This window comes from Streptomyces sp. NBC_01408, assembly GCF_026340255.1.
Taxonomy (GTDB): Bacteria; Actinomycetota; Actinomycetes; order Streptomycetales; family Streptomycetaceae; genus Streptomyces.
The window spans coordinates 393,580-413,379 of the sequence record NZ_JAPEPJ010000001.1 but is presented as its reverse complement, the minus strand read 5'-3'; the positions used below and the strand labels follow the sequence as shown (position 1 = coordinate 413,379).

The following is a 19,800-nucleotide window of genomic DNA, read 5'->3' as shown; positions in this document are numbered from 1 at the left end:
TACGGCCCGGTAGCGCGTCAGAGCCAGCCGTGACGGCGCAGCGCCCGGTGGATGGTGAAGCAGATCCCGACGATCGAGGCCATCACCATCGGATAGCCGTACTTCCACTGGAGCTCGGGCATGTGGTCGAAGTTCATCCCGTACACCCCGCAGATCATCGTGGGCACGGCGATGATCGCGGCCCAGGAGGTGATCTTGCGCATGTCCTCGTTCTGGGCGACCGTCGCCTGCGCGAGGTTCGCCTGGAGGATCGAGTTCAGCAGCTCGTCGAAGCCGACGACCTGCTCGTGCACCCGCGCCAGGTGGTCGGCGACGTCGCGGAAGTACTTCTGGATGTCCGGGTCCACCAGCCGCATCGGACGCTCGCTGAGCAGCTCCATCGGACGCAGCATCGGGGAGACCGCCCGCTTGAACTCCAGCACCTCGCGCTTGAGCTGGTAGATGCGGCCCGTGTCGCCGCCGCGCGTACTGCCCTTGGCGGGAGCGGCGAACACCTGGCTCTCCACCTCGTCGATGTCGTCCTGCACGGCCGCCGCCACCGCGATGTACCCGTCGACGACGTGGTCGGCGATGGAGTGCAGGACGGACGACGGCCCCTTGGCGAGCAGCTCCGGGTCGTCCTGGAGACGGTGGCGCAGCCCCTTCAGGGAGCCCTGGCCGCCGTGCCGGACGGTGATGACGAAGTCGGGGCCCGTGAAGCACATCACCTCGCCGGTCTCCACCACCTCGCTGGTGGCGGTCAGTTCGGTGTGCTCCACGTAGTGGATCGTCTTGAAGACGGTGAAGAGGGTGTCGTCGTAGCGCTCCAGCTTCGGCCGCTGGTGCGCGTGCACCGCGTCCTCCACGGCCAGCGGGTGCAGGCCGAAGGTGGCGGCGATACCCGCGAACTCGGCCTCCGTCGGCTCGTGCAGCCCGATCCAGGCGAAACCGCCGTCCTCGCGGACCCGGCGGATCGCCTCACGCGGCGTCAGACGGGCCGCGTCCGGATCCCGGGCGTCGCGCTTGCCGCCCCGGTACACGGCGCAGTCGACCACCGCGCTGCTCGCGGACGGGTCGCGGGTGGTGTCGTAGCCGGGCTGGGCCGGGGTGGACTTGCGCAGCGACGGGCGGACGGCCGCACGCAGGTAGGGCAGCATCGACATGGCAGGCTCCTTCGCGCGCACGGCTGCGGACCGTACGGGTGGGAGACCCTCCCCCTGCGGCAGGCAGGCGGAAGGAAGCAGGACGGGAGGACAAAGTTCTGCCGTCGCTCTTCTACTGATCAGGAGATCACAGGGGGCGGGAGGCGCCCGTCACAGAAGTGGAAGAGCGATTGGTACTGCACGATCGACTTCGATCCACCGCAGCCCCACCTCCTCCGGCCGGTCCCCCGTGGGGGACGTCCTGTAGCCGGGGCGCTGAAACACCGCTTCTGCGTGCGGCCCCGAACAGCTGTCAACACTATCAGCCGACAGATGGTCAAGACCCGCCCTTTACCCGGCTGATACGAGTTCTATGCTCGCTGCATGGCAGAAATTCTGGCCCTCGTCGAGTCCCGGCTGCGCACCGCGTTCGGGGAACCCGACGCCCGCGCCGCCGTCACCTTCCTGGGCACCGACCGCATCGAGGTACTCCGCTTCTCCGAGGGCGGCCTCGTGCGGTACGCGACCCTCGGGATGTCCGTGCACCCGATGACCGACCCGACCGCCGTGGTCGCCGACCCCGTACGCGGGCCGCGCGCCGAGCTGGTGCTGACCGTACGGGGAGGCCTGGCGCCCACCGACAAACTGCTCAGGCCGCTCGCGGTACTGGCCGCCTCCCCCCAGGTCGAGGGGCTGATCGTGGCCCCCGGCGCCTCGCTCGACGTGGGCGAACCGCTGTGGGACGGCGCGCCCTTCAGCTCCGTGCTCGTGGCGGAACCCGGCGGTCTGGTGGAGGACTTGGAGCTGGACGAGCCCATGGACCCGGTCCACTTCCTCCCCCTCCTCCCCATGACGGCGAACGAGGCCGCCTGGAAGCGGGTGCACGGCGCGGCCGCCCTCCAGGAACGCTGGCTCGCGCGCGGCACGGATCTGCGGGACCCTCTGCGTACGGCAGTCGCACTGGACTGAGACCGGCGCCGCGCCCCCGGACGGGTGATCGTGCCTTGACGGGGCGCCGGGCGGGGAGGAGCGTGGCTTCTTATGAGGGGCGAACCAAGTTGCCCGAAGTGCGGTGGCCGGGTCAGGGCGCCCGGTCTCTTCTCCGACTCCTGGCAGTGCGCGGTGCACGGCACTGTCCACCCCCTGCAGCCTGTCATCCCGCCGAGCGTCGAAGGCCTGGGCGTGGTGGTGCACCGGGCGGAGGTGCCGGTGTGGATGCCGTGGCCGCTGCCGGTGGGGTGGCTGTTCACCGGGATCGCGTCCGCCGGTGACGACCGCAGCGGGGGCAGGGCGACGGCCGTGGCCTGCTCGGGCCCCGGCCCGCTGGGCGGGATCGGGGAGCTGCTGCTGGTCGCGGAGGAGCTGGGCGTCGGCCTCGGCGCGCGGTACGCGGGGATCGACGGCCCCGACCCCGGCCCGCACATCAACGTCTCGGCGCCGCCGCATGCCAAGGTCGTCGCAGCGGGCCGCCCGACCCCGCTGTGGCACCTCAACGGGGCCCCGGACGACCGGGCCGTCTTCGCGGGCGAGGCGCGCGGGCTGTGGCTGTGGGCGATCGTCTGGCCCGAGCAGTCCGGCCTGCTGATGTACGACGAACTCGTCCTCACCGACCTGCGGGACGCGGGAGCCGAGGTCGAGCTGCTGCCCTGCGGCGCCCTCAGCCCGCGCATCCTCGGCCCTGCCTAGGGCCTGCCTGGGCCCTGTCCCGACCCAGAGCGGACCTCCGGCCCGGTTATCCTGGAGTGTCCCCGCCCGTACGACCCCTGGAGCAAGGCTGTGCGCATCGACCTGCACGCCCACTCCACGGCCTCCGACGGTACGGACACCCCCGCCGAGCTGGTGCGCCATGCCGCCGGCGCCGGGCTGGACGTGGTCGCGCTGACCGACCACGACACCGTGGGCGGTCACGCCGAGGCCCTCGCCGCCCTGCCTGCCGGGCTGACGCTGGTGACCGGCGCCGAGCTGTCCTGCCGGCTCGACGGGGTCGGGCTGCACATGCTCGCGTACCTCTTCGACCCCTTGGAGCCCGAGCTCTCCCGCGAACGGGAACTCGTCCGGGACGACCGCACCCCCCGCGCCCAGGCCATGGTCGGCAAGCTCCAGGGCCTCGGCGTGGACGTCACCTGGCAGCAGGTGGCCCGGATCGCCGGCGAGGGTTCCGTGGGACGGCCGCACATCGCGACGGCGCTCGTCGAACTCGGTGTCGTCCGCACCGTCTCGGACGCCTTCACGCCGGACTGGCTCGCCGACGGCGGCCGCGCGTACGCCGAGAAGCACGAGCTCGACCCCTTCGAGGCCATCCGCCTGGTCAAGGCTGCGGGCGGCGTCACCGTCTTCGCGCACCCCGCCGCCGTCAAGCGTGGCCGGTGCGTGCCCGAGTCCGTCATAGCCGAGCTGGCGGCCGCGGGCCTGGACGGCATCGAGGTGGACCACATGGACCACGACTCCGGCACCCGCGCACGCCTGCGCGGGCTGGCGGCCGAACTCGGACTGCTGACCACCGGGTCCAGCGACTACCACGGCAGCCGCAAGACCTGCCGCCTCGGGGAGTACACGACCGACCCCGAGGTCTACGGCGAGATCACGCGCCGTGCGACCGGCGCCTTCCCCGTGCCCGGCGCGGGCGGAAACGAGCGCTAGGCCGGTTCCTTCCGCAGGACCGGGCCCGCTCCGCCCTTCTCGGCCTCCCTCGCCCTTTTCTTCGCAACACCCCTCTCTCCTGCAAGGCATCACTGTGTTTGATTTCGCCGTCTTCGGATCCCTTTTTCTCACTCTTTTTGTGATTATGGACCCCCCGGGGATCACGCCGATCTTCCTCGCCCTCACCTCGGGCCGCCCCACGAAGGTGCAGCGCCGCATGGCCTGGCAGGCCGTCTGCGTGGCCTTCGGCGTCATCGCGATCTTCGGTCTCTGCGGCCAGCAGATCCTGGACTACCTGCACGTCTCCGTCCCGGCGCTGATGATCGCCGGTGGCCTGCTGCTCCTGCTCATCGCGCTCGACCTGCTCACGGGCAAGACCGACGAGCCGAAGCAGACCAAGGACGTGAACGTCGCCCTCGTCCCGCTGGGCATGCCGCTGCTCGCCGGGCCCGGCGCCATCGTGTCCGTGATCCTGGCCGTGCAGAAGGCGGACGGGGTCAGCGGCCAGGTGTCCGTCTGGGCCGCGATCGTCGCCATGCACGTCGTGCTGTGGATCACCATGCGCTACTCGCTCGTGATCATCCGGGTCATCAAGGACGGCGGTGTCGTGCTCGTGACGCGGCTCGCCGGCATGATGCTCTCCGCGATCGCCGTCCAGCAGATCATCAACGGCGTGCTCCAGGTCGTCCGGGGCGCCTGACCGCACCCCGCGCCCCGCGCCCCGCGCCCCGCGCCCCGCACCCCTCGCCCCGCACCCCGCGCCCCTCGCGTCGTCCGCCGCCGCGGGAAGGGCGCGGACGCGCGAACGCCCCCGTACCGGTCCGGTGCGGGGGCGCAGACGTCTATGCGGGGATCTCGGGCGTCAGCAGGACGCCGTCTCGGCCGGTCGGATCAGAATGCGCTGGCCGACGTACGCGGCCTGCTGCACGATCCGGTTGACGGAGGCCGCGTCCACGACGGTGCTGTCCACGGCGGTTCCGTCGACGTCGTCCAGGCGCAGAATCTCGAAGCGCACGGGCTTCTCCCTTCGTCGGTGTTTCTCCTTGCAGAGGGTTCAACGAAGTGTAAGAGGCAAACATTCCCTACGCTAAGGAAATTTTTTCACTCGCTAACTACCGGTCGGTGCAGGAGTCCCAGAACGCGACCAGGGCACCGGCCGTGACCTGCGGGTTCTCCGCGTTGGGGGAGTGCTCGGCGCCCGGCACCAGCACCCGCTCCGCCCCCAGACGTCGGGCCATGTCGTCCATCAGCGGCACGGGCCACGCGGAGTCAATGATTCCGGACAGCACCAGCTTCGGCAGCGCGACCGCCGCCAGCGCGTCCACCCGGTCCTGCTCCGAGATCAGGGCGCGGCCCGTGACGATCAGCTGCTCGGGCACGGTCGCCAGCCACCGCTCGCGCAGGAAGCGCGCCACCTCGGGGGAGTCCGGGGCCAGGTCCGGCGGATCCTGCGCACGCATCGCCGCCCACACCGCGGGCATATCGTCCCCGAGCGCCTCCAGCGCGGCGACCAGCAGCTTCGTACGCGCCTGCTGGCCCTCGTCGATCGCGGCGGGCCCGCTGCTCATCAGGGTCAGCGAGGCGAAGGGGGCGGCGTCGCGCAGGACCGCGGCGCGGGAGACCAGCCCGCCGAAGGAGTGCCCGACCAGGTGGACCGGACCCCCGCCGAGCGCGGCGGCCTGGGCCGGCAGGTCCCGGGCCAGCTCCTCCAGGGCGTACGGGGCCTCCTCGCGCGGGCCCGGGCTCTCGTACTGGCCGCGCCCGTCGACGGCGACCACCCGGTAGCCGGCGGCGGCCAGCGGCTCCAGGAGGGCGATGAAGTCCTCCTTGCTGCCCGTGTAGCCGGGGACCAGCAGGGCGGTGCCGCGTACGGGCGCACCCGCTTCGTGCACGGCGAACTCGCCGCGCGCGGTGGCGAGCCGGCGGGCGCGGGCGGTGGACGGCAGCGTGACGAAGGGCGGCTTGCTCATGGCCAGAGGTTACCGGTCCGTACGGAGCGGAGGGGCGGGGATGTGCCGATGGCCCGGCCCCCCTCGGAAGGGGGACCGGGCCATCGGATGGTGCCTGGGGACTACGCCTCGGGCGCGGCCGCGGCCTTGCGGGTGCGGGTGCGCTTCGGCTTGGCCGGGGCCTCCTCGGCGGCGGTGGCCGGGGCGGCCTCCGCGACCTTGCGGGGCGCCCGGGTGCGGCGGGCCTGGACGGGCTCGACCAGCGGGGCCATCTGGAAGTCCGGCTCCGCGGCGGCCGGGACGACCTTGCGCGCACGGGTCCGCCTCGGCGCGGCCGGGGCCTCGGTGACCGGGGCCTCGGCCACGATGGCCGGGGCCACCGCGGCGACGGGCTTGCGGGTGGGCGTCCGCCTCCGCTTGACCGGAGCCTCCTCGGCGACCGGGGCCTCGACCACGGCGGCCTCAGCCACAACGGCTTCGGTCGCAACGGCTTCGGCCACGACGGTCTCGGCGACGGCCTTGCGGGTACGGGTGCGCTTCGGCTTGGCCGGGGCCTCCTCGGCCACCGGGGCCTCGACCACGGCGAGCGGAGCGGCCTGCGCGACCGGGGCGGCCACGGCCTCGACGGTCTCCACAGCCTCCACGGCCTGGGCCGGCACCGCGGCGACCCGGGTGCGGCGGCGGCGCGGCCTGCGCGGCTCGTCGGCGGCGGCAGCGGCCTCGGGGGCCTCGGCCACCGGGGTCACCGCGGCCTCGGCCGTCTCGGGGCCCAGCTCCGTACCGCCACGGGTACGGCGGCGCTGACGCGGCGTACGGGTGCGCGCGGGGCGCTCCTCGGTCACCACGGCGGCAGCGGCCGGGGCTCCGCGACCACCGCGGCCACCACGGCCGCCGGTCTCGCCCAGGTCCTCGAGGTCCTCGGCCTTCAGGCCGGCCCGCGTGCGCTCGGCACGCGGCAGGACGCCCTTGGTGCCCGCCGGGATGTTCATCTCCTCGAACAGGTGCGGAGACGTGGAGTACGTCTCGACCGGGTCGTGGAAGTCCAGCTCCAGCGCCTTGTTGATCAGCTGCCAGCGCGGGATGTCGTCCCAGTCGACCAGGGTGACGGCGATGCCCTTGTTGCCCGCGCGGCCGGTACGGCCCACGCGGTGCAGGAAGGTCTTCTCGTCCTCCGGCGTCTGGTAGTTGATGACGTGGGTGACACCCTCGACATCGATACCGCGCGCGGCGACGTCGGTGCACACCAGCACGTCGACCTTGCCGTTGCGGAAGGCGCGCAGCGCCTGCTCGCGGGCGCCCTGGCCCAGGTCGCCGTGGACGGCGCCGGAGGCGAAGCCGCGCTTCTCCAGCTGCTCGGCGATGTCGGCCGCCGTGCGCTTGGTACGGCAGAAGATCATGGCCAGCCCGCGGCCCTCGGCCTGCAGGATGCGGGAGACGAGCTCCGGCTTGTCCATGTTGTGCGCACGGAAGACGTGCTGCTTGATGTTGGCGACGGTCACGCCCTCGCCCTCGGGCGAGGTGGCGCGGATGTGCGTCGGCTGCGTCATGTACCGGCGGGCCAGGCCGATGACCGCGCCCGGCATGGTCGCCGAGAACAGCATGGTCTGACGCTTCGGCGGCAGGTAGTTGATGATCTTCTCGACGTCGGGCAGGAAGCCCAGGTCGAGCATCTCGTCGGCCTCGTCCAGGACCAGGGCCCGGATGTGCGAGAGGTCGAGCTTCTTCTGGCCGGCCAGGTCGAGCAGGCGGCCCGGGGTGCCGACGATGATGTCGACGCCCTTCTTGAGCGCCTCGACCTGCGGCTCGTACGCGCGGCCGCCGTATATGGCGAGGACGCGGACGTTGCGGACCTTGCCCGCGGTCAGGAGGTCGTTGGTGACCTGGGTGCACAGCTCGCGGGTCGGAACCACCACGAGGGCCTGCGGGGCGTCGGTCAGCTGCTCGGGCTTGGCCCGGCCCGCCTCGACGTCCGCGGGGACGGTTACCCGCTCCAGCAGGGGAAGGCCGAAACCGAGCGTCTTGCCGGTTCCGGTCTTGGCCTGGCCGATGACGTCCGTGCCGGAGAGGGCGACGGGGAGGGTCATCTCCTGGATGGGGAAGGGGGACACGATGCCGACGGCTTCAAGGGCTTCGGCGGTCTCGGGGAGAATCCCGAGGTCTCGGAACGTAGTCAGGGTGCTGCCTCTTCTGTGAGACGCGGCGCGAGGCGGCGATGGGGGTCGTACCGTGCCGTGCTTGCAGTACTGCGCCCACCCAGAATTCGGGCGAGTCGTACAAAGCTGCGCGGGACCACTAAGCCTTCGCTCAAGCGCTTGTGCCGCTGAGGGGGCCCCTCATGGGTGGCCATGCGCATGAACGCACGCACCACGCCGAGGGCGGGTCGGTTGGAGCCGATCGGGCCACCGACCGGGCATCCTCATTCGGATGGCCCGCCGAGTATCCGGCAGGCGCATTACCACTGTACCCCGGAATCGCGCAGCTGTGTCGGGCGAATTCACCGGGTAGGCGTGTTTACGTGGCCCGACAGTGAACAGGTGTGGTGACTTGGGCCGCCTTTCGGCGGGCTATTGTGCGGAGCATGTCGACCGTAGAAAACGCCTCGCCCGCCGACGACAGCGCCCCCGGGGAATCCGCGGGCATCGCCGCCCAGGACTGGGCGACCGCCTCTGCCTCGCCCCAGTACCGGGCCGCCGTCGTGGACCTGCTCGGCGCACTCGCCTACGGAGAGCTCGCGGCCTTCGAGCGCCTCGCGGAGGACGCGAAACTCGCGCCCACCCTCGACGACAAGGCCGAGCTCGCCGCCATGGCGTCCGCCGAGTTCCACCACTTCGAGCGGCTGCGCGAGCGTCTCGCCGCCATCGAGGTCGAGCCCACCGCGGCCATGGAGCCCTTCGCGAAGGGCGTCGACGACTTCCACCGCCAGACCGCCCCGTCGGACTGGCTGGAGGGCCTGGTCAAGGCGTACGTCGGCGACTCGATCGCCAGCGACTTCTACCGCGAGGTCGCCACCCACCTGGACACCGACACCCGCGCGCTCGTCGTCGGCGTGCTCGACGACACCGGCCACGGCAACTTCGCCGTCGAGAAGGTGCGCGCCGCGATCGAGGCCGACCCGCGCTGCGGCGGCCGGCTCGCGCTGTGGGCCCGCCGGCTGATGGGCGAGGCACTGTCGCAGGCCCAGCGCGTGGTCGCCGAGCGCGACGCGCTCTCCACCATGCTGGTCGGCGGCGTCGACGGGATGGCGGCCGGCTTCGACCTGGCGGCCGTCGGCGAGATGTTCACCCGGATCACCAAGGCACACACCAAGCGGATGGCGGCCCTCGGCCTGGCTGCCTGACCCCTGACGTGACATACGGCGGCCCCGGAGCGCATCGAAGCGCTCCGGGGCCGCCGTATGTCACGTCAGGGGTCAGCCCCGGGAGGGGAGCGAAAACGGAGGCCTGCGCGAGGGCCTGCGGGGACCGGAGCCAGGCCGCAGCAGGAGCGACAGGACCACTGCCGACACCAGCAGACCGCCCACGAGGGTCGCGGTCAGGGTGTTGTGCCCGGGGCCCAGCGCGAATTGCGTCAGATACGCCCCGAACAGCGCTCCCAGTACCCCGCTGACCAGCACCACTCTCACGGACGGCAGTCGGCGTGCGAACGCGCGCGCTGCCGTCGCGGACAGGGCGAGGCCCAGCAGAGCAGAGCCGAGCGCTTCCATCAGCAGCATGAGGTCCCTCCCACACGTCGGGGCAAACCAAGTCACTGCCGTCCTACCCGAAGCGGAAGAACGGGAAACGGCCCGGTGGAATCAACCACCGGGCCGTTTCGGACACTTCTCGGCACGTCAGGTGCCGTCGCGTCAGAGCGCGCCGAAACCGACCTTGCGTGCGGTCGGCTCGCCCAGGTCGACGTACGACAGGCGGTCGGACGGCACCAGGACCTTGCGGCCCTTGACGTCGGTGAGGCTGAGCAGCGGCGCCGTGCCGGACAGCGCGGCGGCGACGATGCCCTCCAGCTCCTCGGCGCTCAGGTCGCTCTCCAGCACGATCTCCCGGGGTGCGTGCTGCACGCCGATCTTGACCTCCACGGCTTTGTCCCTCCGACGGTCCGTTTCGCGCGATCAGCCGCGCCGTACGCGGTCCACATTAGCCCGGAGAGGGGACGCGGACCGCGCAGAGCGGACACGCTGGCAGCGAACACCGGGCACCGGCCGGGCCGCCCCGGGCGCAGGGCACCGGGAGTCCGGAGCGGGGCGTCAGCCCTCCGTGCCGTGCAGCGGGAAGCCGGCGATACCGCGCCAGGCGAGCGAGGTCAGCAGGCCGACCGCGGTGTCACGGGCGACCGGGCTCTCGCTGGACAGCCAGTAGCGGGCCACGACCTGCGAGACCCCGCCCAGGCCCACGGCCAGCAGCATCGACTCGTCCTTGGACAGGCCGGTGTCCTCGGCGATGACGTCGGAGATGGCCTCGGCGCACTGGAGCGAGACCCGGTCCACGCGCTCGCGCACCGCGGGCTCGTTCGTCAGGTCGGACTCGAAGACCAGCCGGAAGGCGCCGCCCTCGTCCTCCACGTACGCGAAGTAGGCGTCCATCGTGGCGGCCACGCGCAGCTTGTTGTCGGTCGTCGACGCCAGCGCGGTGCGCACGGCCAGCAGCAGCGCCTCGCAGTGCTGGTCCAGCAGGGCCAGGTACAGGTCGAGCTTTCCGGGGAAGTGCTGGTACAGCACCGGCTTGCTGACCCCGGCGCGCTCCGCGATGTCGTCCATCGCGGCAGCGTGGTAACCCTGCGCGACGAAGACCTCCTGGGCCGCGCCCAGGAGCTGGTTACGTCGGGCTCGGCGCGGCAGTCGCGTGCCCCGCGGACGCGCTGCTTCGGTCTGCTCGATGGCTGTCACGCCGCCTCCCACTTTCACTTAGAACACAGTGCGCTCTGCGCCGCGCCGCCATCGTACTTTTCGGTAACCGAATCTGGAGGGTTCAAGCCGAGTTTTCTCGCGGTACGGACGTGCCACCGGCCCCTGGAGGCGCTGGTCAGCGGTCGGTCAGCGGTAGTCGTCCTCGTCCATCGGCACCACCCGCGCCTGTTCGGCGGCGTCGCCGTCGGTGGCTTCGCCCCGGTCCGGGCCGGTGACCGGGTCGTCCTCGTCGGGGCGCAGATCCGCCAGCTGCTCCGCCACGTCCGCCTCGGGCGCCTCGGGGTCGAGGACCTCCGGCACACCCTCGCGGAAGGTGTCCGGCTCCGCAGGGTCGACAGTCATGGCGCTCCCCTCGCTTCCTCTTCTCACTACGAGCGTAGATGAGTGAGTCCGAAGTGGCGCCCGCGGGAAGCCGCCCGCCCCGGCGGGCGGACGCCGCCGCTGCGGACCCACTCGTCCGCGGGCCTCGCGGATACCCCGCGAGGCGGATCGCCATGCGTCTGTGACCGCGAACACAAGGAGAGGCGCGTGATCGTCTCGTAACATTGCCGCATGTCTTCGACCGAGCTGCCGGGTGTACGGTCCACCGCCGAGCCTGCCTCCCTGGTGGGAGCCGTCCGGGTGGCCGAAGGAGAGCGGCTGCGCACCGTCGTGCTGCCCGGGCTGGAGCTCACCGTCCGGGAGCGGCCACCGGCGCGCACCGGCCTGCCGCCCGCCCTGTTCGTGCACGGACTCGGCGGTTCCTCGCAGAACTGGTCGGCGCTCATGGCGCAGCTGGCCGACACCGTCGACGGCGAGGCCGTCGACCTGCCCGGCTTCGGCTGGTCCCCGCCACCCGCCGACCGGGACTACTCGGTCACGGCGCTCGCCCGCGCCGTCATCCGCCACCTCGACGCGGCCGACCGCGGCCCCGTCCACCTCTTCGGCAACTCCCTCGGCGGAGCCGTCTCCACCCGCGTCGCGTCCGTCCGTCCCGACCTGGTGCGCACCCTGACCCTGGTCTCGCCGGCCCTGCCCGAGCTGCGCGTGCAGAAGTCGGCCGTGCCGACCGCGCTGCTCGCCGTGCCGGGGATGGCCGCCCTCTTCGGCCGTCTCACGCGCGGTCTGACCGCCGAGCAGCGCACCCGCGGGGTGCTGGGCCTCTGTTACGGGGACCCCGCCCGGGTGACGCCGGAGGGCTTCCGGCAGGCCGTGGAGGAGATGGAGCGGCGGATGGGCCTGCCGTACTTCTGGGAGGTGATGACCCGTACCTCGCGCGGCATCGTCGACGCCTACACCCTCGGCGGTCAGCACGGACTGTGGCGCCAGGCACAGCGGGTGCTCGCCCCGGCCCTCCTGGTCTACGGTGGCCGGGACCAACTGGTCTCGTACCGGATGGCGCACAGGGCCGCCGCGGCCTACCGGGGCTCGCGGCTGCTGTGTCTGCCCGAGGCCGGGCACGTGGCGATGATGGAGTACCCCGAGGTGGTTGCGGGGGCGTTCCGGGAGCTGCTGCGGGACACCGCCGCGGCCGACACCGACCGAGATACCGAAGACGGCAGAGGCTGAGGACCGTGGGACGACACAGTCGCAAGGCCCCGCCCGCTTCCGCCGCCCCCGCCCCGGCCCCCGCGGAGCCCGCTCCGCTTCCGTACGAGGATCCGCCGGCCCGGTACGAGCCGTGGCCTGACCCGTACGAGGAGCCGGGCAGCCTGTTCGGGGGCCCGGCCTCCCCGTACGGGGAACCGCTCGGGCGGGGCCACGCCGAACCCACCGTCACCCATCAGGGTTACGTGCCCCAGGCCCACCCCTGGCCCGAGGAGCGGCCCGGCGGGCACCCCGAGCAGTACGAGCGGTACGAGCCCGGCGGCGTCCGGGGAGCCGGGCCCGGCTACGGCTCCACCTCCGGCTCCGTCTACGGCGACTGGCAGGGCGTCCCGCGCGACGGGACCCCGGCGGCGGTCGCCGCGGACGCCGCGCGCTTCCCGGCCGCGCCCGCCGCCCCGTCCGTCCCGGCCCCCGACGCGCTCACCTCCACCGGCTCGCACCGCCGGGTGCCCGGGCCGCGCAAACCCGTCCAGGCCGCGCCCGCCGCGGGCTTCGCCGACGCCGTGCCTCCCGCCGAGGAGCGGTCCGGCTCCCCCCGGGGCGCGAAGGTGCGTACGTACGGCGGCATGGCCGCAGCGGCCGTCACCACCGTCCTGGCGGTCGTGGTCGCCGTCCAGGTCGCCTCCGAGAGCGACATCGGCAAGGCCGGCGCGCTCGCCTCACCCGACGACGGCCGGGCCCGCGCGGGGGACGGCGCTGCCTCCCGCTCCGACGGCCGCCCGACGCCGGACGCAGCCGCGAGCCCGTCCGCGGAGCCGTCCGCGGCTCCGCCCGCGCCGGAGCTGACGTACGAGCAGAAGATGGCCCAGCAGCTGCCGTTCGACGCCAAGCTCACCGGCCCGGGAACCTTCGACACCGTCCCCGGCGTGGCCAAGGCGCCCGGCAAGGGGAAGGTCGTCCGCTACCGGGTCGACGTCGAGCAGGGCCTGGGCCTGGACCCGCAGCTGTTCGCCGAGGCCGTCCACCGCACCCTCAACGACCCGCGCAGCTGGGGTCACGGCGGTTCCAGGACCTTCGAGCGGGTACCGGGCGGCGAAGCCGACTTCGTCATCACCCTCGCCAGCCCCGGCACCACCGGGACCTGGTGTGCCAAGTCCGGGCTGGACACCACCGTGGACAACGTCTCCTGCGACTCCGCCGCCACCGACCGCGTGATGATCAACGCCTTCCGCTGGGCGCAGGGCTCGCCGACGTTCGGTCCGGACCAGATGTTCGCGTACCGGCAGATGCTCATCAACCACGAGGTCGGGCACCGGCTCGGACACGGCCACGTGAGCTGCCGTACTCCGGGCTCGCTCGCGCCGATCATGCAGCAGCAGACGAAGTCCCTCGACGTCGACGGCATCCGGTGCAAGCCCAATCCCTGGGCGTTCCCGGGCAATTGACGGACCGGCTCCACCGCGCGCCACGACCTGCGCGGGGACGGCCTTCCATTCCCCGTTACTAGCGTGCTCGAACGCGAACCGTACGGGAAAGTTACGACTCTTCACCCCTTCCGGTGGCGCGACGGACAACCGTCCGTCGCGCCTTCGGCATATCCGCTTGAGTTCTTCCGCGGCGGGTCGCCGGACCGACGGCGACCGCCTGGACGGGAGATCGGGGGTGCCACTCGTGCGGATCGGACTTCTCACGGAAGGTGGTTATCCGTATGCGACGGGAGAGGCGAGGCTGTGGTGCGACCGGCTCGTGCGCGGGCTCCCGCAGCACGAGTTCGAGCTCTACGCGCTGAGCCGCAGCGCCGAGCAGGAGCACACCCGGGTCCCGCTGCCCGAGCACGTCACCCGGGTCCGCACGGCCCCCCTGTGGGCCCCGGCCGACGACGGGCGGACGTACTCCCGGCGCGAACGGCGGCGGTTCGCCGGCTGTTTCAAGGAACTGGTCCAGGGGATCTGCGCGGGCGAGGCCGAGCCCTTCGCGGCCGGGCTGTACGGGCTCGCCGGGCTCGCCTGGGAACAGGGCGGGCTGTACGCGGCGCTGCGCTCCGAGTCGGCGGTGCGCGCGGTGGAGTCCGCCTGCCGGGCCCCGGGCGCGAGCCGCGCCCTACAGGCCGTACGGGTACCCGACCTGCTGGAGTTCGTCGACGAACTGGAGCGGGTGCTGCGGCCGTTGTCCCTCGACTGGTACGAGGAGCCCGGCAGCCTCGGCGCGGTCGACATCTGCCACGCGGCGGCGGGCGGGGTGGCGGCCCTCCCCGGACTGCTGGCCAAACGCTTCTTCGGGGTGCCCCTGCTGGTCACCGAGTACGGGGTCCAGCTACGGGCCCACTACCTCGGCCGGCCCGACGACGAGCGCGGCCCGGACGCCCGCCCCGCCCTGCGGGCCCTGCTGGCGGCCTTCCACGGCAGGCTGGCCGGCGAGATCTACGCCCAGGCCGACCTCCTGACCCCCGGCAACGCGCACTCCCGGCGCTGGCAGGAGCGGTGCGGGGCCCCCCGGGAGCGGCTGCGGACGGTCTACCCGGGCATGGAGGCGGACCGATTCGCCACCATCGGGGAGGCCGAGGACGGCGGGGACCCCGACACCCTGGTGTGGGTCGGCCGGATAGAGCCGGCCAAGGACCTGATCGGCCTGCTGCACGCCTTCGCCGAGGTCCGCAGGGCCGAACCGCGCACCCGGCTGCGGATCTTCGCGAAGGAGGCCCAGCCGGGATACCTCGCCGACTGCCGCTCGCTGGCCGCGCAGCTCTTCCCGGACGAGGCCGCCGACGCCGTCACCGCCGGGGAGAACCCCGTCACCTTCGAGGAGATCGGCGGACCCGAAGCCCCCACCTCGGCCGAGGCCCACGCCGCCGGGCAGGTCGTGGTGCTCTCCTCCGTGATCGAGGGCTTCCCCCTCACCCTGGCCGAGGCGATGTTCTGCGGCCGGGCCACCGTCTCCACCGACGTGGGCGCGGTGCGCGAGGTCATCGGCGGCACCGGACTGATCGTCCCGCCGCGCAATCCGCGGGCGCTCGCCGACGCCTGCCTGTCGCTGCTGCGGGATCCCGAACGGGCCCGGCGGCTCGGCGCGGCGGCCCGCGCGCGGGCCCTGGAGCTGTTCACCGTCGAGCAGAACGTGGCCGCCTTCCAGGACATCTACCTGCGCCTGCTCGCCCGCGGATCCGCCCGGCCGGACGGGGAGATCCCCTTCGCCCAGCCCCCGGAGGCCCGGGTCCCGGGCCACTGGACCACCCCCACCTGGGCCGAACCCGTACCGGAGGCAACCGCATGACCACCGTGGACCCGGGCATGTCAGCCCTGCCTCTCGCCTCGCCGGCGGCACCCGCAGCCTCGCCGATCCCAGCCTCGCTTGGGGCACATTCAGCCTCGCGGATCCCAGCCTCGACGGGGGCACATTCAGCCCCGCCGGCGTTTGAGGCGCGGGGTCCGGGGCGGAGCCCCGGCAGCGGCGCCGCACTTGCGATGCCGTCCGGCGCGGCGCCGTTGCCGGGGGCGCTGCCCCCGGACCCCCGCGCCTCAAACGCCGGCGGGGCTGAACGTGCCCCCGGCGGGGCCGGGATCGCCGAGGCTGAATGCGCCCCCGGCGAGGCTGGGATCGGCCAGGCGGGCAAAGCGACGCCGCAGGCGCCCCGGCGGGCCGCCGGGGATCCCGTCAAGGCGCTGCTCCACCGCCACCGCGACCTGTGCGAACGGGCCGTGGACCCGCTGGAGATCGCCGCCGGGCTGGAAGCCCACGGCATCACCGACCGCACCGCCGCGCGCTTCCGGCACCGGGACGTCTTCTCCCTCGCCGAGGAGCTGTACGCCCGGTCCGCCCGCGCCGAGGCCCCGGCCGGCCCCGCGCGACTGCTCCCGGCCGAGGTGACCGGCGGCCCCCGCGCGCTGCGGGGCTTCGGCTGCGCGCTGCTCCCCGGAGCCCTCGCGCTGGGCGCGGCCGCCGCCGGGATGCCCTTCGCGGCCCCCGCCGCCGCGCTCGCCACGGTCGCCGCCCTGGTGTGGCCCGGGCGGGCCGCCGGGGGCCGCTTCCCCTGGCTCGCGCACCTGCTCGCCGCGGCCGCCGTCGGCTGGGCCGCGTACCGGTACGGCACCGCCCTCGCCGTCGGTCTCGCTCTCGCCGTGGCCCCCGGGCACCTGGCCGCCGCCGCCTTCGCCGCCCGCGCCCGGCACCGGCTCGCCGCCAGCCGGGCCCTGGAGGAGTTCGCGGACGGGGCTCGGCCGCTGCTGGCCGGAGCCGTCCTGGCCTTCACCGCGGCCGCCGCCGGGGCGGCCGTGCTCGCCGGAGCACCCCTCACGGTGGCCGTACCGCTCGCCCTGCTGCTGTTCCTGACCCGGCTGCTGCTCCGGCACGGCGCCCACCGCGGGCCCGTCGCCGCGGCCCTGGCACTCGCGCTCGTCCCCGTCCCGGCCGCGGCCGTCGCCGCCGCCGCGGGGCTCCTCGTCCACGCGGTGCTCGCCCTGTCCCGCGCCTCCTCGCACGCCCGTCCCTGACGTCCCCCGGCGTCCCCACGTCCCCCGGACCGCCACCACGCCCTTCGGAGCCGACGCCGAAGCGCCGTACCCGTACCCCGCCCCATCCACCCACCCGCAAGGAGAACCAGGACATGACCGGCCAGCCAACCGAACAAGGGGTCACGCGATGAGGGTGCTGCTGATCGGAGCCAACGGATACCTCGGCCGCTACGTCGCGGACCGGCTGCTCGCCGACCCCGCCGTCCAGCTCACCGCGCTCGGCCGCGGCGACGACGCCGACGTCCGCTTCGACCTCGCCACCGGCAGCCCCGGCGCGCTCACCCGGTTCCTCGACGCCGTGCACCCGGGCGTCGTCATCAACTGCGCCGGCGCCACCCGCGGCGGGGCCCGGGAACTCACCCGGCACAACACCGTCGCCGTGGCCACCATCTGCGAATCGCTGCGCCGCAGCGGCTGCGGGGCCCGGCTGGTCCAGCTCGGCTGCGCCGCCGAGTACGGGCCCAGCCAGCCCGGGTCCTCGACGGCCGAGGACGCCGTCCCGAGACCCGGGGGACCGTACGGCGTCAGCAAGCTGGCCGCGACCGAACTGGTGCTGGGCTCCGGGCTCGACGCCGTCGTCCTGCGGATCTTCTCGCCCGTCGGCCCCGGCACCCCCGCCGGATCCCCGCTCGGCCGGCTCGCCGAGGCCATGCGCCGCGCGATGCAGTCCGGGGACGGGGAGCTCAAGCTCAGCGGGCTCGGGGTACAGCGCGACTTCGTGGACGTACGGGACGTGGCGCGGGCCGTGCACGCCGCCTCGCTCTCCGCCGCCCAGGGCGTCGTCAACATCGGCACCGGCCGCGCGGTCCGGCTGCGCGACGCCGCCGCCGTGCTGGCCCGGGTCGCCGGGTACGGAGGCGCCCTGCACGAGCTCGACGTACCGCACGGCGGTGCCCCGCAGTCGCACCCCGGCCGGCCGGCGGGCCTCGCCACCATCGGATCGCCCCGGTCCGAGGCCACGTCCGAGCAGCTGGCCGCCTCGGCCCCCCAGCCCCCCTACCCCGACGGCTGCGGAGCCTGGCAGCAGGCCGACGTCCGCACCGCCCGGGACCGGCTCGGCTGGCGGCCCCGGATCAACCTGGAGGAATCCCTCGCGGACATCTGGATGGAGGCGGCATGCCGCATCTGACCACCCCGCCCGGGGCCACGGCGGCCGCCGCGACCGGCGCCGGCCGCCCGGGCCTCGGGGTCCCCGGCTACGCGCACCCGCTGCTCGCCCCCGTCGAATGGGCCGAGCTGACCCGCCCGGGCACCCCGCTGCACTGGGCCGTGCTCAATGTCACGGACGGCCCCGGCGGCCGTCCCGACCCGCACTGCTCGGAGGTGGCCGCCCGGCTCCGGAACACCGGCGACTCGGGCCACCGGCTGCTCGGCCATCTCGCGATGCGGGACGGCGAACGGTCCTTCGGCGAGCTGGTCTCCGACGCCCACCGCTTCCGGGACTGGTACGGGGTGGGCGGCTTCTACCTGGCGGACGCCCCGGCCGGTAAAGGGGAACTCGCGGCGGTGCGCCGGGTCGTCGACACCCTGCGGGGCCTCGGCGACGGGCTGCGGATCGTCCTCGGGCACGGCACCCACCCCTACGAGGGCTACGCCGAAACCGCTGATCAACTGGTCACCTTCGCCGGTGCCTGGGCCGACTACCGCTGGTCGCAGGTGGCGGAGTGGACGGCCGACCATCCGCCGGAGCTGTTCTGCCACCTCGTCCACGGAGTGCCCCGGACGCATCTGGAGGAGGCCGTCCGGATCGCCTGCTGGCAGGGTGCGGGCACCATCTGGTTCACGGACCGGCGCGGAGCGGGGGACCGGGACCCGTGGGCCTCGATGCCCGGGTACTGGGACGAAATCGTCTCGCGGATCGGGACGGGTGTCTTGGAATGAAGTGGGCCGTGGCAGTGTTACGGGACAGAACAACCCTTTGAATGCTCCCCGCTTCCGCGGGGATGACCCGCTGGAGTCCCCGTGTCGCTGCCACCCTTGGTTGAGCCAGCCGCAGAGCTCACCGTTGACGAGGTCCGCCGGTACTCGCGGCACCTGATCATCCCGGATGTCGGGATGGACGGCCAGAAGCGCCTGAAGAACGCCAAGGTGCTCGCCGTGGGCGCCGGCGGCCTCGGCTCGCCCGCCCTCATGTACCTGGCCGCGGCCGGCGTCGGCACGCTGGGCATCGTCGAGTTCGACGAGGTCGACGAGTCGAACCTGCAGCGCCAGATCATCCACAGTCAGGCGGACATCGGCCGTTCCAAGGCCGAGTCGGCCCGTGACAGCGTGCTGGGCATCAACCCGTACGTGAACGTGGTCCTTCACGAAGAGCGGCTCGAAGCCGAGAACGTGATGGAGATCTTCAGCCAGTACGACCTCATCGTCGACGGCACGGACAACTTCGCCACGCGCTACCTGGTCAACGACGCCTGCGTCCTGCTGAACAAGCCGTACGTGTGGGGTTCGATCTACCGCTTCGACGGCCAGGCCTCCGTCTTCTGGTCCGAGCACGGCCCGTGCTACCGCTGCCTGTACCCGGAGCCCCCGCCGCCGGGCATGGTCCCGAGCTGCGCCGAGGGCGGCGTACTGGGCGTGCTCTGCGCGTCCATCGGGTCCATCCAGGTCACCGAGGCCATCAAGGTCCTCACGGGCGTCGGCGAGCCGCTGGTCGGCCGCCTGATGATCTACGACGCCCTGGAGATGCAGTACCGCCAGGTCAAGGTCCGCAAGGACCCCGACTGCGCGGTCTGCGGTCCGAACGCGACCGTCACCGAGCTCATCGACTACGAGGCCTTCTGCGGCGTCGTGTCGGAGGAGGCCCAGGAGGCGGCCGCCGGCTCGACGATCACTCCCAAGCAGCTCAAGGAGTGGATCGACGACGGCGAGAACATCGAGATCATCGACGTCCGCGAGATCAACGAGTACGAGATCGTCTCGATCCCCGGCGCGAAGCTGATCCCCAAGGGCGAGTTCCTGATGGGCACCGCCCTCCAGGACCTGCCCCAGGACAAGCGCATCGTCTTGCATTGCAAGACGGGTGTCCGCAGTGCGGAAGTCCTCGCGGTCCTGAAGTCCGCGGGCTTCTCCGACGCGGTGCACGTCGGCGGCGGCGTGATCGGCTGGGTCCACCAGATCGAGCCCGAGAAGCCGGTCTACTAGCAGTCACCCCGGAG

At 73.1% G+C, this 19,800-nt stretch carries 20 protein-coding genes; 12 read left to right on the top strand and 8 right to left on the bottom strand.

Annotation, left to right across the window (positions count from 1 at the left end):
• Positions 1–17 precede the first annotated feature (17 nt).
• Positions 18–1,142, bottom strand: coding sequence for a magnesium and cobalt transport protein CorA (locus tag OG447_RS01835; protein WP_266934408.1), 1,125 nt, complete (start codon positions 1,140–1,142; stop codon positions 18–20).
• A 363-nt stretch (positions 1,143–1,505) separates the two neighbouring features.
• Here OG447_RS01835 and OG447_RS01830 point away from each other — a divergent pair, with 363 nt between their 5' ends.
• From OG447_RS01830 to OG447_RS01815, 4 genes are all read left to right on the top strand, one after another.
• Complete coding sequence (locus OG447_RS01830) at positions 1,506–2,090, top strand: suppressor of fused domain protein (protein ID WP_266934407.1); 585 nt, start codon at positions 1,506–1,508, stop codon at positions 2,088–2,090.
• 72 nt (positions 2,091–2,162) lie between these two features.
• Positions 2,163–2,807 (top strand): DUF6758 family protein, encoded by a 645-nt coding sequence (locus tag OG447_RS01825; protein ID WP_266934406.1) that lies wholly within the window; start codon positions 2,163–2,165, stop codon positions 2,805–2,807.
• Between the two features lie 90 nt (positions 2,808–2,897).
• On the top strand, positions 2,898–3,761 hold the full coding sequence (locus OG447_RS01820) for a PHP domain-containing protein (RefSeq protein ID WP_266934405.1): 864 nt from the start codon (positions 2,898–2,900) through the stop codon (positions 3,759–3,761).
• Positions 3,762–3,855: 94 nt separating this feature from the next.
• Positions 3,856–4,461, top strand: a complete 606-nt coding sequence (locus tag OG447_RS01815; protein WP_266934404.1) for a MarC family protein — start codon at positions 3,856–3,858, stop codon at positions 4,459–4,461.
• A 162-nt stretch (positions 4,462–4,623) separates the two neighbouring features.
• Here the strand turns inward: OG447_RS01815 and OG447_RS01810 are convergent, their stop codons facing one another.
• The 3 genes from OG447_RS01810 to OG447_RS01800 all read right to left on the bottom strand — a co-directional run bounded on the left by OG447_RS01810 (position 4,624) and on the right by OG447_RS01800 (position 7,818).
• Positions 4,624–4,776 (bottom strand): hypothetical protein, encoded by a 153-nt coding sequence (locus OG447_RS01810; RefSeq protein WP_167347281.1) that lies wholly within the window; start codon positions 4,774–4,776, stop codon positions 4,624–4,626.
• A 97-nt stretch (positions 4,777–4,873) separates the two neighbouring features.
• Positions 4,874–5,731: an alpha/beta fold hydrolase gene (locus OG447_RS01805; protein WP_266934403.1), complete on the bottom strand. Its 858-nt coding sequence runs from the start codon at positions 5,729–5,731 to the stop codon at positions 4,874–4,876.
• A gap of 101 nt (positions 5,732–5,832) precedes the next feature.
• Positions 5,833–7,818, bottom strand: a complete 1,986-nt coding sequence (locus OG447_RS01800; RefSeq protein WP_266934402.1) for a DEAD/DEAH box helicase — start codon at positions 7,816–7,818, stop codon at positions 5,833–5,835.
• 470 nt (positions 7,819–8,288) lie between these two features.
• Here OG447_RS01800 and OG447_RS01795 point away from each other — a divergent pair, with 470 nt between their 5' ends.
• Positions 8,289–9,047 (top strand): ferritin-like fold-containing protein, encoded by a 759-nt coding sequence (locus tag OG447_RS01795; protein WP_266934401.1) that lies wholly within the window; start codon positions 8,289–8,291, stop codon positions 9,045–9,047.
• Between the two features lie 72 nt (positions 9,048–9,119).
• On the opposite strand, the gene OG447_RS01790 is transcribed toward OG447_RS01795, so the two are convergent.
• From OG447_RS01790 to OG447_RS01775, 4 genes are all read right to left on the bottom strand, one after another.
• Positions 9,120–9,419: a hypothetical protein gene (locus tag OG447_RS01790; protein WP_266938708.1), complete on the bottom strand. Its 300-nt coding sequence runs from the start codon at positions 9,417–9,419 to the stop codon at positions 9,120–9,122.
• 135 nt (positions 9,420–9,554) lie between these two features.
• Entirely contained in the window at positions 9,555–9,782 is a 228-nt protein-coding gene (locus tag OG447_RS01785; protein WP_031146311.1) for a DUF3107 domain-containing protein, read from the bottom strand.
• 168 nt (positions 9,783–9,950) lie between these two features.
• Positions 9,951–10,589, bottom strand: a complete 639-nt coding sequence (locus OG447_RS01780) for a TetR/AcrR family transcriptional regulator (protein ID WP_266784876.1) — start codon at positions 10,587–10,589, stop codon at positions 9,951–9,953.
• Positions 10,590–10,736: 147 nt separating this feature from the next.
• Positions 10,737–10,952 (bottom strand): hypothetical protein, encoded by a 216-nt coding sequence (locus OG447_RS01775; RefSeq protein ID WP_266934400.1) that lies wholly within the window; start codon positions 10,950–10,952, stop codon positions 10,737–10,739.
• 210 nt (positions 10,953–11,162) lie between these two features.
• Between OG447_RS01775 and OG447_RS01770 the strand changes: the two genes are divergently transcribed.
• The 7 genes from OG447_RS01770 (at position 11,163) to moeZ (ending at position 19,786) form a co-directional block, all read left to right on the top strand.
• Positions 11,163–12,158 carry an alpha/beta fold hydrolase gene (locus OG447_RS01770; RefSeq protein WP_266934399.1) on the top strand — a complete coding sequence of 332 codons (996 nt, stop codon included), beginning with the start codon at positions 11,163–11,165 and terminating at the stop codon, positions 12,156–12,158.
• A gap of 5 nt (positions 12,159–12,163) precedes the next feature.
• On the top strand, positions 12,164–13,582 hold the full coding sequence (locus OG447_RS01765; RefSeq protein ID WP_266934398.1) for a DUF3152 domain-containing protein: 1,419 nt from the start codon (positions 12,164–12,166) through the stop codon (positions 13,580–13,582).
• Positions 13,583–13,808: 226 nt separating this feature from the next.
• A complete protein-coding gene (gene pelF / locus OG447_RS01760; RefSeq protein ID WP_266934397.1) occupies positions 13,809–15,407 on the top strand; it encodes a GT4 family glycosyltransferase PelF in 1,599 nt (532 codons plus the stop codon).
• A 191-nt stretch (positions 15,408–15,598) separates the two neighbouring features.
• Positions 15,599–16,624 (top strand): hypothetical protein, encoded by a 1,026-nt coding sequence (locus tag OG447_RS01755; protein ID WP_266934396.1) that lies wholly within the window; start codon positions 15,599–15,601, stop codon positions 16,622–16,624.
• Positions 16,625–16,772: 148 nt separating this feature from the next.
• The gene (locus OG447_RS01750; RefSeq protein ID WP_266934395.1) at positions 16,773–17,774 is read left to right on the top strand and encodes an NAD-dependent epimerase/dehydratase; all 1,002 of its coding nucleotides are present in this window, start codon (positions 16,773–16,775) and stop codon (positions 17,772–17,774) included.
• The gene (locus tag OG447_RS01745) at positions 17,762–18,526 is read left to right on the top strand and encodes a spherulation-specific family 4 protein (protein WP_266934394.1); all 765 of its coding nucleotides are present in this window, start codon (positions 17,762–17,764) and stop codon (positions 18,524–18,526) included. The genes OG447_RS01750 and OG447_RS01745 overlap by 13 nt, the downstream gene beginning before the upstream one ends.
• An 81-nt stretch (positions 18,527–18,607) precedes the next feature.
• Positions 18,608–19,786 carry an adenylyltransferase/sulfurtransferase MoeZ gene (moeZ, locus tag OG447_RS01740; RefSeq protein WP_266934393.1) on the top strand — a complete coding sequence of 393 codons (1,179 nt, stop codon included), beginning with the start codon at positions 18,608–18,610 and terminating at the stop codon, positions 19,784–19,786.
• Positions 19,787–19,800 lie beyond the last annotated feature (14 nt).